Annotated in this window: 14 protein-coding genes; 1 reads left to right on the top strand and 13 read right to left on the bottom strand. The window is 57.3% G+C overall.

What is annotated here, in order from left to right:
• Positions 1-5 precede the first annotated feature (5 nt).
• From ccmB to RMS95_RS01870, 3 genes are read right to left on the bottom strand one after another with little or no spacing between them, the layout of a single operon-like run.
• Positions 6-677 carry a heme exporter protein CcmB gene (gene ccmB / locus RMS95_RS01880; RefSeq protein WP_104800781.1) on the bottom strand — a complete coding sequence of 224 codons (672 nt, stop codon included), beginning with the start codon at positions 675-677 and terminating at the stop codon, positions 6-8.
• Entirely contained in the window at positions 674-1,345 is a 672-nt protein-coding gene (gene ccmA, locus RMS95_RS01875; protein ID WP_310643084.1) for a cytochrome c biogenesis heme-transporting ATPase CcmA, read from the bottom strand. Before ccmA ends, ccmB begins: the two co-directional genes overlap by 4 nt.
• Positions 1,345-2,271, bottom strand: coding sequence for a GNAT family N-acetyltransferase (locus tag RMS95_RS01870; RefSeq protein ID WP_310643082.1), 927 nt, complete (start codon positions 2,269-2,271; stop codon positions 1,345-1,347). Before RMS95_RS01870 ends, ccmA begins: the two co-directional genes overlap by 1 nt.
• A gap of 38 nt (positions 2,272-2,309) precedes the next feature.
• Between RMS95_RS01870 and RMS95_RS01865 the strand changes: the two genes are divergently transcribed.
• Positions 2,310-2,507 (top strand): hypothetical protein, encoded by a 198-nt coding sequence (locus tag RMS95_RS01865; protein ID WP_310643080.1) that lies wholly within the window; start codon positions 2,310-2,312, stop codon positions 2,505-2,507.
• Between the two features lie 35 nt (positions 2,508-2,542).
• Here the strand turns inward: RMS95_RS01865 and RMS95_RS01860 are convergent, their stop codons facing one another.
• The 10 genes from RMS95_RS01860 to RMS95_RS01815 all read right to left on the bottom strand — a co-directional run bounded on the left by RMS95_RS01860 (position 2,543) and on the right by RMS95_RS01815 (position 12,321).
• Positions 2,543-2,998: a hypothetical protein gene (locus RMS95_RS01860; RefSeq protein ID WP_310643078.1), complete on the bottom strand. Its 456-nt coding sequence runs from the start codon at positions 2,996-2,998 to the stop codon at positions 2,543-2,545.
• Positions 2,999-3,108: 110 nt separating this feature from the next.
• Positions 3,109-3,831: an ABC transporter ATP-binding protein gene (locus RMS95_RS01855; RefSeq protein ID WP_310643076.1), complete on the bottom strand. Its 723-nt coding sequence runs from the start codon at positions 3,829-3,831 to the stop codon at positions 3,109-3,111.
• A 20-nt stretch (positions 3,832-3,851) separates the two neighbouring features.
• Entirely contained in the window at positions 3,852-5,780 is a 1,929-nt protein-coding gene (locus RMS95_RS01850) for a branched-chain amino acid ABC transporter ATP-binding protein/permease (protein ID WP_310643074.1), read from the bottom strand.
• A gap of 2 nt (positions 5,781-5,782) precedes the next feature.
• Positions 5,783-6,661 (bottom strand): branched-chain amino acid ABC transporter permease, encoded by an 879-nt coding sequence (locus tag RMS95_RS01845; RefSeq protein WP_310643072.1) that lies wholly within the window; start codon positions 6,659-6,661, stop codon positions 5,783-5,785.
• A 96-nt stretch (positions 6,662-6,757) separates the two neighbouring features.
• Positions 6,758-8,011: an ABC transporter substrate-binding protein gene (locus RMS95_RS01840; protein ID WP_310643071.1), complete on the bottom strand. Its 1,254-nt coding sequence runs from the start codon at positions 8,009-8,011 to the stop codon at positions 6,758-6,760.
• Between the two features lie 134 nt (positions 8,012-8,145).
• Positions 8,146-9,378 carry a voltage-gated chloride channel family protein gene (locus RMS95_RS01835; RefSeq protein ID WP_310643069.1) on the bottom strand — a complete coding sequence of 411 codons (1,233 nt, stop codon included), beginning with the start codon at positions 9,376-9,378 and terminating at the stop codon, positions 8,146-8,148.
• A gap of 51 nt (positions 9,379-9,429) precedes the next feature.
• A complete protein-coding gene (locus RMS95_RS01830; protein WP_310643067.1) occupies positions 9,430-9,744 on the bottom strand; it encodes a 2Fe-2S iron-sulfur cluster binding domain-containing protein in 315 nt (104 codons plus the stop codon).
• Positions 9,741-10,781, bottom strand: a complete 1,041-nt coding sequence (locus RMS95_RS01825; RefSeq protein WP_310643065.1) for an aromatic ring-hydroxylating dioxygenase subunit alpha — start codon at positions 10,779-10,781, stop codon at positions 9,741-9,743. The genes RMS95_RS01830 and RMS95_RS01825 overlap by 4 nt, the downstream gene beginning before the upstream one ends.
• 21 nt (positions 10,782-10,802) lie before the next feature.
• Entirely contained in the window at positions 10,803-11,540 is a 738-nt protein-coding gene (locus RMS95_RS01820) for an ABC transporter ATP-binding protein (protein ID WP_310643063.1), read from the bottom strand.
• Positions 11,533-12,321: an ABC transporter ATP-binding protein gene (locus tag RMS95_RS01815; RefSeq protein ID WP_310643061.1), complete on the bottom strand. Its 789-nt coding sequence runs from the start codon at positions 12,319-12,321 to the stop codon at positions 11,533-11,535. The genes RMS95_RS01820 and RMS95_RS01815 overlap by 8 nt, the downstream gene beginning before the upstream one ends.
• Between the last annotated feature and the right edge of the window lie 7 nt (positions 12,322-12,328).

Raw genomic sequence — 12,328 nt, 5'->3', positions numbered from 1 at the left:
AAAAATTATTCCAGCGCAATGCGCAAAGCAGCCGAGCACGCCCAAGGGCTGAAAAACACGGCGGGCAACAACATGGCCATCAAAATTGAAAAATGGGCTTGCGAACCCAAGCCACTGGCTTGTGCCTCCACCGCGCCAGCGCCAAACACCAGCACCGGCACAAACAAAGGGAGCACCAGCAACGACAGCAACACGCCGCCACCGCGCACACCCAAGGTCAAAGCGGCACCAATACCGCCCACCAGAGACAAAATAGGTGTACCGATCAACAAGGCCAGGGTCAAGGTGAGCAGCGCATCTGCCGAAAGGTCAAATTGCAAGCCCAAAACAGGGGCCAATAATACCAACGGCACCCCTGCGACCAGCCAATGTGCCAGCATTTTGGCCCCAACCAGTAAGGGCATTGAGGCAGGCGACAAGGCCATTTGCTCCAACGTGCCATCGCGGTAATCGGCCTCAAACAGGCGCTGCAGCGCCAGCATGCTCGACAACAAGGCGCCAACCCACAGCACACCCGGTGCGACGAGGCGCAAGGTATTCAATTCCGGACCAATGCCCAGCGGGAACAACGCAGCCACCACCACGAAGAAAAAAACCGCCGTCAGCACCTCGCTCTTGCGGCGCAAGGCCAGCAACAAATCCCGGCGTAGCACGGCTAAAAAGGCTTGGCGGTTCATGGACGTGCTTTCTGGGGCACCGACTGCAAACGGTAGCGCTGCACCGGCAAAAGTGCGCCATCAGCGCCCTGCAAGGTGATGGGCTGGTGGCTGGTGAACAACACCATGCCCCCTTGCGCCACATGACCTGCCAGCACGCTGCGCAAACCGTCCACAGCCTTGGCATCCAGCGCCACAAAGGGCTCATCCAACACCCACAGCGGGGCTTGGCTGGCCAACAAACGGGCCAAAGCGGTGCGGCGCTTTTGGCCTTGTGACATCACGCGCAACGGCAAGTGCTCGCGGCCGCGCAGGCCTAGGCGGGCCAACGCCACCAAGGCTTGTTCTTGCGTCAAGGTGCGCCCCGCCACCGCGGCATCGGCCTGCAAATTTTCTAGGGCGCTGAGCTCTTCTTTCAGAGACAGGTTGTGGCCCAAATAAAACAAGGCAGAGCGAAATGCGCTCGGGTCGGCCTGCACCGGTTGCCCCTGCCATCGGACTTCGCCGGCATCCGCTGGCGACAAGCCACACACCATGCGCAGCAAGCTGGTTTTACCCACGCCGTTGTCGCCTTCTAGGTGCAAAGCTTGCCCTGACTTCAAAGAAAAACTGACCGCCTCAAACAAAGGCTTGTTGCCACGGCTGCACGCCAAATCTTTCACCTCAAACATGCTGTTGCGCGCGTCCATCAGATGAAAGTACCGGCACAAGTCAGCACTTGGCCGCCCGTGCTCATTTTGAAACGCGCAATGCCGGCGCTTCGGGTGGTGTTGACGCCGCCCAAATCGAGGCGGCGCACGCCCCGCTCGCGCAGTTCTTCGATGCCGCGCCACAAAATCAAGTTGTGGGCATGCAAATCACGCCCCGCATCGCTGTTCCAACCCACTTGGTAGGTGGCAGCTTCACCATGAATCAAAAACATCATGCCCGCCACGCGATCGCGGCCCACGTCGGCGCGCAGCGTCAAAATCGTCTGTGACGGCTGCTTGCGCGAAGGCACATACAAATCGAAGAATTGCACAGGCAAGCCGTGCAAACCGCGTTGCTCACGCTGCTGCATCTCGGTCTCCAACAACCAGCGGTACTGGCCTGCATTGGTGCCCACACGGTGCACGGTCAGCTCAGACGCTTCGGCGCCACCCAAGCGGTGACGCCAGCGCTTGTCGAGTTGGGCTCGCAAATCGGCCATGCAGGGGGTGATGTCGAGCATGACGGTGCTGTGCCCCGTCATGACGCGGCGCAGGCGTGACAAGCCCAGATCGGGGCCTTGCGGCTCTTCGGGTGTGACCGCCACTAAACGCAAATTTTTGAGGGGAATGCTGCGTTTCAGCGCTTTGTAAACCGCCGCCTTATCGGACCCCGACAAAGCCTGCAACCACACGGGGCCCAACGAGCACAAGGCCACGCAGGCGAACTCGCCTAAAAAGCGTCGAACGATGAATTGAGCCAAAGCCACGGGGGCACCGTCTTGCGCCACATAAGCGCGCAACACACCCACGCCCAAGGCTTTCATGCAAGCGCCGTAGGCCCAGTCCTGCTGCAATGCGGCAGCGGCACGGGCGTGGTGCGCGTCCCATGACGCAGCGTCTAGCGTGTCCCAAGTGACCTTCATCATGCCCCTAAAATCCTTTGATCCTTGTGAACCACACACCCATGTTGAACAAACTCCGACTGCGTCGCAAAACCGAAACCGTGATGGGCCACCGTTTGGAAGAGCCGCGCCTGACCTTCATGGTGGTCGTGTGGGTACTCATCTATGCCGTCCTGCCCGTCTTGGTCATCGGCAGTTTGCTGGACCTGTTGGTGCAGCAAGTGACCGGTCAATGCACGGGATTTTGGTGTTGGTTCTGACTTAAAAAACATCCCCATGATCGCACACGCCCCTCTCAAGGCGCGTACGTGCAGGCCCCGTCCACATGCACACGCGTGATCTTGCCGTGGTAGCTGACATCGTGGAACGCGTGCAACATGATGGGCTCCCGCTCCAACACAATTTCTGACTCCAAACCCGTTTTGCGGTGCTTCTTGTAAGCGCCCATTTCTTTGGCCGTGGTGAGGTTTTTGCCATCGAACTCTTCGGTGGTCAAGCTGGTGACCTGCACTTGGTACAGCTTAGGTCCGTTGATTTTCAAAAACACGTTTTTGCCCATGGACTGAATCTCCACCACCACCTTGGCCGTGTCTAGCTTGCGGTCATTCAGGGAGGGAATGGTGCCCTCCACCTCACAAGGCATTTTGAAGGTTTGCGCCCACGCCGAACCGGACAGCCCCGCGCCCATAGACACAACGAGCCACACCGCCACCTTGGCCAACCGACAGAGAATAGCCGCAACTGGGTTCATACAGACCTCAAAAACATCAGAACACGCATTCTATAAACGCCAACGCCCGCCGCTTTTGCAAGCGGCGGGCGTTGTGGCTTCAGCCTAACGCAAGGAGACCGAGCGTACGCTCAGTGGCCCCCGCCCAAATACGCCGCTTTCACGGCTGGATCGTTCTTCAAGCTGCTGGCTTCACCGTGCACAGAAATGCGACCGTTCTCCATCACGTAGCCGTAGTCGGCCACGTTCAAGGCAGCCGCCGCAAACTGCTCCACCAACAACATGGTGACGCCTTGGCTCTTGAGGTTTTCAATGATTTTGAAAACTTCTTCGACCAAGATTGGGGCCAAGCCCATGGAAGGTTCGTCCAGCAACACCACTTCAGGGTTGAGCATCACGGCACGGGCCATGGCCAACATTTGTTGCTCACCACCCGACAAGGTGCCGGCCAATTGGTTGCGACGCTCTTTGAGGCGGGGAAACAAGTCCATCGCACGGTCCAAGTCCGCGGGCACATCGCCTTTGGGACGGCTGCCTGTCAGACGGGGAAACGCACCCAAGATCAAATTGTCCGTCACCGTCATGGTGGCAAACACGCGGCGGCCTTCGGGCGAATGCGCCAGACCGCGCTTGGCGATCGTGAACGACTCCATGCCGTCAATGCGCTCGCCGTTCAGCGTGATCTCGCCCGCCGTGGGCGCGATCATGCCGCTGATGGCGCGCATGGTGGTGGTTTTACCCGCACCGTTGGAGCCAATCAAGGTGACCACTTTGCCTTTGGGCACGTCGATCGAAATGCCATGCAGCACATGGACTTTGCCGTAACCGGCTTCCAGATTTTTAATCTTCAACATCTCTAATTCTCCGTGTGCGCTTAAGTCGCCGTGCCGCCGAGGTAGGCCTCGATGACCTTCTCGTTGGCTTGCACGTCAGCAGGCTGACCTTCCGCAATCTTTTGACCGAAGTCGAGCACCGAGACGGTGTCGCAAATGCTCATCACCATGTCCATGTGGTGCTCGATCAAGATGACGGTGATGCCGTGATCGCGGATCTTGCGAATGATGGACACCAACTCTTTGATGTCGGGCGCGGTCAAACCGGCAGCGGGCTCGTCCAGCAACAACAGCTGTGGATCGAGTGCCAAAGCGCGGGCAATTTCAAGCAGACGCTGCTTGCCGTAAGGCAAATTGCGCGCTTGCTCTTCGGCCAAATCGGCCAAGCCCACAAAGGCCAACAAGCCTTCAGCACGCGCAGTGGCGGACTTGTCTTCTTGGGCATAACGCGAGGTGTTCAACGCCACGTCCACAAAGTTGCTGTGGAAGGTGTGGTGCAAACCGACCTGCACGTTTTGCAAGGCGGTCATTTCGCCAAAGAGCTGCACGTTTTGGAAAGTACGTGCGATGCCTGACAACGCGATGTCAGACGAGGTACGCCCCACCACTGAGCGGCCTTCAAACTCAATGCTGCCGGCTGTGGGCACGTAAATGCCTGTCAACACGTTCATCATCGTGCTCTTACCCGACCCGTTAGGACCGATCAAACCGTGGATGGTGCCGCGCTTGATGCGCAAATCCACTTGGTTGATCGCCTTCAAGCCGCCGAATTGCATCAGCACCTCTTTGGCCACCAACACATCGTCGCCACCGTTTTTCGCAGCGCGAATGATCGGGTCAGCGCTGCTGTCGACAGCATGCGCAACATGCGACGTCTGTGCACCACGCGAACGGTGCGACAACAAGCTGCGCACAAAGCCCACGATGCCGTCTTGGAGGTAATACACCACAAACAAGATCATCAAACCGAAGATAGACAGACGCCAATCGGTGATGCTCTCCAACCAGAAAGCAAACATGGCCAAAGCTGCCGTGCCCACCACAGGCACCGCCATGGTTTGTACGGTGGTCATCTTGCGAGCCACGCCGATGATGGCACCGATCAACATCAATACCGCCAACACGCTGGCGACCATGCGGAACATTTCCAAGTCATCGAGCAGCTTAGGCAGCAACACAATGATGGTGGCACCCAACATGGAACCCATGCGTGTTTTACGACCACCCATGATGACGGCCAACAAGAACATCACGGTCAGTTCGTTGTTGTACGTGTTGGGGGAGATGTATTGCTCAGAGTACGCATACAAGCAACCCGCCAAGCCCGCAAAGCCTGCGCTGATCACGAAGGCATACACCTTGTATTTGTAAACCGACACGCCCATACAGTCAGATGCCACGGGGCTGCCGCGCAGGGCTTCAAAGGCACGGCCCAATTGCGAGCGCAACACGCGGTGCACAACCAACAGCGACAACGCCAACAAAGCCGTGACCACCCAGTAAAACGACTGCTCGTCAAACTTGTAGCCAGCGACCGTGGGCTTTGGAATTTTCAAACCCATGGGGCCTTCGGTGAGGAAGGTCATTTCGTTGATCAAGATTTGGATGATGGTGCCAAACGCCATGGTCACCATCGCCAAATACGGGCCCGACACGCGCAGCGCAGGCAAAGCCAGCAACGCGCCGAACACAGCGGTCACAGCAATGCTGGCAGGCACGATCACCCAAAACGGCGCGCCGAGTTTAAGAAACAACACACCCGCGGTGTAGGCGCCGATGCCAAACAAACCAGCATGGCCCAAAGACACTTGACCGGTGTAGCCCACCACGATGTCCAAGCCGAACAACAAGATCGCGTAGATCATGATGGTCTCGACCAAGTGGATGTAGTAAGGGTTGTGCGTGAACACGGGCACCAAGGCCAGCAGCACAAAGGCAATCACGGAAGCAAAAACGTATTTGCGATTCATGGTCAAACTTTCTTGATCGCAGATTTACCAAACAGTCCGGCAGGTTTCACAGCCAAGACCAAGAGCAACAAGACCAAGCCGGGCACATCTTTGTAGCCGGTGGAAATGTAAAAACCTGTGGTGGTTTCAGCGACACCCAAAATGATGCCGCCTACGATGATGCCCATGCCGCTGGTCAAACCACCGATGATGGCGACCGCAAAGGCTTTCAAGCCGAGCACCGCACCCATGGTGGCGCCAGTCAAGGTCAACGGCGCGATCAACACACCCGCAAACGAAGCGGTGAGTGACGACAAGGCGTAAGAGAAGGTGATCACCAAACCGGTGTTGATGCCCATCAATTTGGCGGCATCACGGTCGTTGAAAGTCGCGACCACGGCTTTGCCGTAAATGGTCTTGCGGTTGAAGAACTCAACAGCCAGCATCATCACCAACGCACCGGCGATGACCAACAACTCCATGGGCAGCACGTTGGCACCCAAGACTTTCATGGGTGCTTCTGGCAAAGGTGAAGGGAACTTCAAGTCATCGCGGCCCCAAATGTTTTCGGCCACGTTCTTGAAAATAATACCCAGCGCAATGGTGGACATAATCCAACCAAATTCGCTTTTAATTTTGATCGCGGGACGAACGCCAATGCGCTCGACCAAGGCACCTTGCAGAAGACCAAACAGGCCCACGACAGGCAATGCCAGCCAGTAATTGACACCCAAGGTATCGACCAAGGTCAAACCGACCAAGGCGCCCAACATCAAGGCCTCGCCTTGACCAAAGTTCAGGGTGTCGGAGGTGGCGAAGGTCAACTGGTAGCCAAACGCGATGACCGCGTAAATCATGCCCAGCGCTATGCCACTGTAGATAAGTTGCAGCAGAATTTCCATAAGTGCGCTCTGGTTTAAAAAATTTTGAAGATAAAAAAAGCACCGTATCAGCCAAACATGAATCAGCAGATACGGCGCTCGCTCGGAGCCTAGAAATTACTTCTTGGCAGGTTCTTGCTTAGCGGATGACTTAGCGGGTTGCTTGGCAGCTTTTTGACGGATGTCAGAACCCTTCTTGGCATCTTCTTCATAGGCGTACACCACTTTGCTGCCCTTGACTTCACCGAACACGGGAATGTTGGCGGTGATGGCTTCGTGGTCGTCGTGGGTGAACGGCTTGTCGTAAGTCGTCACAACGCCTTCCACTTTGGCTTGCAGGTTTTCCAAGGCTTCGCGAACCTTAGGACCTTCTGTGGTGCCCGCTTGCTTGATGGCAGCAGTCAACAAATACACCGAGTCGTAACCTTGAGCGGCAGACACAGGCGAGTCGATACGGTTGTTCTTGGGCTTGAAGGTCTTCAAGTAGCTGTCGATGAAGGCTTTGCGCTTCATGGTGTTGGGCTCTTGAATGAAGGTTTGTGGCATGCGCGCACCTTCACCACCAGGGCCTGCGTTGTCGATGAAGTTGGCCATGGACAACGTCCAGCTGCCGATCATCGGAACTTTCCAACCCAGCTTGGTCATGCCGTTGGCGATTTGTGCCAACTCAGGGCCAATCGCGTAAGTCAGGATCGCTTCAGCGCCGGCTTCTTTGGCCTTGAGCAACTGGGCAGTCATATCCACGTCTTTGATGTTGAATTTCTCAACGGCCACAGCCTTCACACCTTTGGCGGTCAGTGCTTTTTCCAAGTCTTCACGACCCAATTGACCGTAGTTGGTGGAGTCAGCCAAGATGGCCACTTTCTTGAAGCCGCGACGTGTGATCGCTTCTTCCACAATCATCGGCGCTTGAATGCTGTCATGCGCAGCATTGCGGAAGATGTAGTTGTCTGGGAACTCAGGGGCCTTGAACTGCTGCGTCACGATCGACCCAGTGGCCACGTTGTTGAACACAGGGATCTTGGCTTCTTGGTAGAAACGCTGAGAAGCCAAAGCCACACCGGTGTTGATGAAACCCATGGTCGCCACGACTTGCTCTTTGTTGATCAGCTCTTGGGCGATCTGCACACCGCGCTCGTTTTTGGCTTCGTCGTCACGCTCGATCAATTGGATCTGCTTGCCCAACACGCCACCGGCTTTGTTGATCTCTTGTGCAGCCAAGCGCACACCATCGCGCATGCTCACGCCCATGGACGATGAACCGCCGGTGTAAGGACCGGTCACGCCGATTTTGATGGTGTCAGCGGCCGTGGCCAAGCCAGCAGCAAACATCAACGACGCAATGGCTGTCAATTTAAGGGTACGAATCATGGTGTCTCCTCAGATAAATATGGAATGGATTCGGAAAAAAATACAGGCGCTATTTTGAGCGTCTTAGACAATCCAAGTCCGAGGTGCTGATACGTAGAAATACGCGCCAGTCACGTCAGAGACTGGCGTAAACCCTAGCTTTTAGACGGTTTCACATGGCCTTTGTACTGTGCTCGGTAGATACCCGTATGACCCGAACACCAGTAACTGGTCGTGCACGCAAGCGCCGCAAAAACGCCCACGTCGGCCCCGAACAATTCCATGGCCATGAAAGTCGATGCCAGTGGCGTGTTGGCGGCGCCCGCAAATACCGCCACAAAACCCACCGCAGCCAGCAGTGCAAATGGCACATGCAGCACAGGCGCCAATGCATTGCCCAAGGTGGCCCCGATGTAGAACAAGGGCGTGACCTCGCCGCCTTTGAAGCCTGCACCCAACGAGGCGATGGTGAACACCATCTTGCCCGCAAAGTCTGTCGCAGGCAGCGGTTGGGTGAACGCCTCCACGATCACAGGAATGCCCAATCCGATGTACCGATCTGCGTGAAATATCAGCACCAAGCCTGCCACCACCCCGCCGCCCAAAAGTGGACGCAAGGGCGCGTAGGCGATGCGCTGCTTCATCCAAGCACTGAGCGCATGCGTGCTCACGGCAAAGGTGCGAGCTGTCAAACCAAACACGACGCCAGCCATGGCCATGGCTAGCAACAACCATGTGGTGATGTGCGGCACCTGTCCCACGGCATACGCCGTGTGTTGCACGCCCCACCACAAGCCCACTTGATCGGCCACCACAGCGGCGACGACGCAGGACAACAAAGCTTCGTAACGCATGCGCCCTGTTGCCAAAACTTCCAAGGCAAACACAGCGCCTGCCAGCGGGGTGCCAAACACCGAAGCAAAGCCGGCGCTGATACCGGCCATCAACACCATGCGACGGTCTTCGTGTTTGAGTTTGAAAAAGTGCGTGAGCTGGTCTGCCAAGGCGCCGCCCATTTGCACGGCTGTACCTTCGCGCCCGATCGAGGCGCCAAACAGATGCGAGATCACCGTCCCCGCCAGCACCAAAGGTGCCATGCGCAAGGGCACCACGCTTTGAGGGTCGTGGATCTCGTCGATCAACAGGTTGTTGCCCGCCTCGACCTGACGGCCCAACGTCAGATACACCCAGCCCACCGCAAAGCCTGCAAATGGCAAGCCCCACAGCAGCCAGCAGTTGGCCTCGCGGGTGCGGGTAGCCCAGTCCAGCGCAAACAAGAAAAAGGCAGACGCGGAGCCTGCCAACACCGCCACCACGATCGCCAAGGCCGTGCACTTGAACACATGGGACAACAAGGCCGTGTTGACGAAACGTGAGGGGAGATTCATCGGGCTATTTTTACCGAAGAAACCCAAGCCCCCAGGCGACACCCCGTTAGGTCAGAGATCGAGCCTCAGTACCGCCGTTTTGCTGCGCGAGCAGCAGGGTGTGAACTGGTCGTTGGCATCTTGCTCTTCGCCGCTCAAGTACATGTCGCGGTGATCCGGCACACCGCCCACCACGGGCGTCAAGCATGTGCCGCAAATGCCTTGGCCGCACGACATGGGCACATCCAGTCCCGCAGCCTCGAGCACTTGCAAGGCCGTTTGATCGGCGCCCACTTGCAGGCGTTGGCCTGACTTCACCAGTTCAAGGATGAACACGCCATCGCTGCCCACGGGCGTGTCGATGCCGCCATTTAAGTTATCGCTCATGCGGTTGCTCCGTTGTTTTCTTGGGCCAAAAGGCGGTCAATCACGCGGCGCGATTGCACGCCACCTGCATCGATGTTGAGCATCAGCAAATTGCGCTCAGGGTACTTGCTCAAGTTGCGTTGCTGCGACTCGAGCATGTCTAAATCTTCGGCAAAGATCTTGCCTTGGCCTTCGCGAATTTTGGCAGTCAATTCAGCGTTTTCAGGCTGAAATTGGCGCGCCATGCCCCAGAAATAAAGAATCGACGTATCAGTTTCTGGCGTGATGAAGTCCACCACCACGCTCGACGCTTTGTGTTCTTGTGGCGCGTTGTAACCGCCTCTGCCCGCATGGGCCACGCCCACTTCAATCATCACGTGGCTGGGTGGCGTGAAGTGGCAAATTTGCCAGCGGTCCACGGGCACGTCATCGGCCAAGTTGTTGCTGCGCAGTGCCATTTGCCAAAACGGTGGCGCAGAAATGTTCTCCATGAAACGGCTGGTGATGACGTGGTCGCCCTCCACCTTGGTGGTGCAAGGCACTTCGTCAATTTCCTTCTGCCCAATGCTGGTGGCGTGAACATAGGTTTCGTGCGTCAAGTCCATCAGGTTGTCGATCATCAGTTGGTAATTGCACTGAATGTGATACAGCCCACCGCCATACGACCATGCAGGGTTGTCGAAGAACTCAAACATGGGCATCTTGGCCTCATCGGCCAAGGCCACGTCGCCTGGCCATACCCAAATGAAGCCATAACGCTCCACCACCGCAAAGCTGCGAATGGCCGGAAAGCCGCGCACACGTTGACCAGGCATGGCGACCGTTTTGCCATCGCAACCCATTTCTAAGCCGTGGTAGCCACACACCAACTTGCCGTTGCACACCTTGCCCAAGGACAAGGGCGCACCTCGGTGCGGACAAAAGTCTTCGAGTGCCGACACCTTGCCGCCCTCGCCACGGTAGAACACCATGGACTCACCGCACACCGTGCGACCCAAGGGTTTGATTTGCACCTCCGCCGACGTGGCGGCGACATACCAAGTGTTTTTCAAAAACATACGTGCTCTCTTTCTCGATGTTCAATCGACGCGGGCCACACCCAACAGGCGGTCCAACAGCTCAGGCTGATCCAACAACGCTTGTGCGCTGCCGCTGTGCACCACCGTGCCGTGGTCAAGCACCACCGCTTGATGGCTGATTTTCAAAATCGCTTGCGGATGCTGTTCAACGATGATGGCGCTCAAGCCCTCTTCGCGGGTGATGCGTGCAATCGCGCGCAACAACTCCTCCACGATGATGGGCGCCAACCCCTCCAAAGGCTCGTCCAACAGCAACAAGCGGGGGTTCAGCACCAAGGCGCGCCCCACAGCCAGCATTTGCTGCTCGCCACCCGAGAGTTGGGTGCCCAAGTTGTCTTGACGTTCAGCCAAACGGGGGAACAACTCGTACACACGCTCAGGTGTCCAAGCACGGTGCTTGGTATCGCGCGCATCCCGAGCCACGGCCGTGAGGTTTTCATGCACGGTGAGCGACTTGAAAATATTGCGCTCTTGTGGCACCCAGCCAATGCCCGCTGCGGCACGCTCGTGTGGCGCCATGCGCTGCAAGGGCACGCCTGCCAACTGGATGCTGCCGCCGTGCTGCGTGGTCACGCCCACCAAGGTGTCCATCAGCGTGGTTTTACCGGTGCCGTTGCGGCCCAGCAAAGCCAAGGTTTCGCCTTCGTTCACACGGAGAGAAATGTCGTGCAACACCACGGCTTCGCCATAGCCTGCGCTCAAGCAGTCGATGCGCAAAAGTTCTGTGGCATTAGTCATGGCTGGTCCCCAAATACACGGCTTTGACTTGCGGGTCATGCGCAATCTCTTGCGGTGTGCCCTCGGTCAACACCGCACCGTTGACCAACACGGTGATGCGGTCGGCAAAGTTGAACACCAAGTCCATGTCGTGCTCAATCAGCACGATGGACACATCGCTGGGCAAGGCCGCCACGGTTTGCAGCAACTCATCGCGCTCACCCGCAGGCACGCCCGCCACAGGCTCGTCCAACAACAACACGCGTGGCTCGCAAGCCAAAGCAATCGCCATTTCCAACAACCGGCGCTTGCCATAGGCCAGATGCTCGGTGCGCTGTTGCATCACGTCGGTGAGGTGAAACTGTTCCAGCAATGCTTCAGCCCGCTCGGTGATGGCCACGCTGTGCCCCAGCGGTTGCCACCAACGGGCGCCCTCGCCGCGGTGCTGCGTGACCACCATGGCCAAGGTTTCCAACGGCGTCAGCGAGTTGAACAACTGGTTGATTTGAAACGTGCGCACCATGCCGCGACGCACACGTTGGTGCGGGGCCAAGCCAGAAATGTCTTCGCCCTGCAACACAATGCGGCCTTCGGTCGCGGGCAACACGCCCGTCATCAAGTTGATGAGCGTGGTTTTACCGGCGCCGTTGGGGCCAATCAGTGCGTGACGCGCACCGTGTGCAATGTTGAGGTTGACGTGGTCGGTGGCGGTGATGCCACCAAAGCGTTTCACCAAGCCTTGCGTTTGCAAGGCATAACCACGGAGGTTGGCGCTGGTGTTTTCGGTTTCGCTATGTTTCATTGATGGC

Source organism: Limnohabitans sp. (assembly GCF_031539175.1).
Taxonomy (GTDB): Bacteria; Pseudomonadota; Gammaproteobacteria; order Burkholderiales; family Burkholderiaceae_C; genus Limnohabitans.
This window is presented reverse-complemented; position numbering and strand designations above follow the sequence as displayed.

Excerpts from the sequence above, each read along its gene's own strand:
- ccmB (WP_104800781.1), bottom strand. The coding sequence starts at position 677 with ATGAACCGCCAAGCCTTTTTAGCCGTGCTACGCCGGGATTTGTTGCTG.
- ccmA (WP_310643084.1), bottom strand. The coding sequence starts at position 1,345 with ATGGACGCGCGCAACAGCATGTTTGAGGTGAAAGATTTGGCGTGCAGC.
- RMS95_RS01870 (WP_310643082.1), bottom strand. The coding sequence starts at position 2,271 with ATGATGAAGGTCACTTGGGACACGCTAGACGCTGCGTCATGGGACGCG.
- RMS95_RS01865 (WP_310643080.1), top strand. The coding sequence starts at position 2,310 with ATGTTGAACAAACTCCGACTGCGTCGCAAAACCGAAACCGTGATGGGC.
- RMS95_RS01860 (WP_310643078.1), bottom strand. The coding sequence starts at position 2,998 with ATGAACCCAGTTGCGGCTATTCTCTGTCGGTTGGCCAAGGTGGCGGTG.
- RMS95_RS01855 (WP_310643076.1), bottom strand. The coding sequence starts at position 3,831 with ATGTTGAAGATTAAAAATCTGGAAGCCGGTTACGGCAAAGTCCATGTG.
- RMS95_RS01850 (WP_310643074.1), bottom strand. The coding sequence starts at position 5,780 with ATGAATCGCAAATACGTTTTTGCTTCCGTGATTGCCTTTGTGCTGCTG.
- RMS95_RS01845 (WP_310643072.1), bottom strand. The coding sequence starts at position 6,661 with ATGGAAATTCTGCTGCAACTTATCTACAGTGGCATAGCGCTGGGCATG.
- RMS95_RS01840 (WP_310643071.1), bottom strand. The coding sequence starts at position 8,011 with ATGATTCGTACCCTTAAATTGACAGCCATTGCGTCGTTGATGTTTGCT.
- RMS95_RS01835 (WP_310643069.1), bottom strand. The coding sequence starts at position 9,378 with ATGAATCTCCCCTCACGTTTCGTCAACACGGCCTTGTTGTCCCATGTG.
- RMS95_RS01830 (WP_310643067.1), bottom strand. The coding sequence starts at position 9,744 with ATGAGCGATAACTTAAATGGCGGCATCGACACGCCCGTGGGCAGCGAT.
- RMS95_RS01825 (WP_310643065.1), bottom strand. The coding sequence starts at position 10,781 with ATGTTTTTGAAAAACACTTGGTATGTCGCCGCCACGTCGGCGGAGGTG.
- RMS95_RS01820 (WP_310643063.1), bottom strand. The coding sequence starts at position 11,540 with ATGACTAATGCCACAGAACTTTTGCGCATCGACTGCTTGAGCGCAGGC.
- RMS95_RS01815 (WP_310643061.1), bottom strand. The coding sequence starts at position 12,321 with ATGAAACATAGCGAAACCGAAAACACCAGCGCCAACCTCCGTGGTTAT.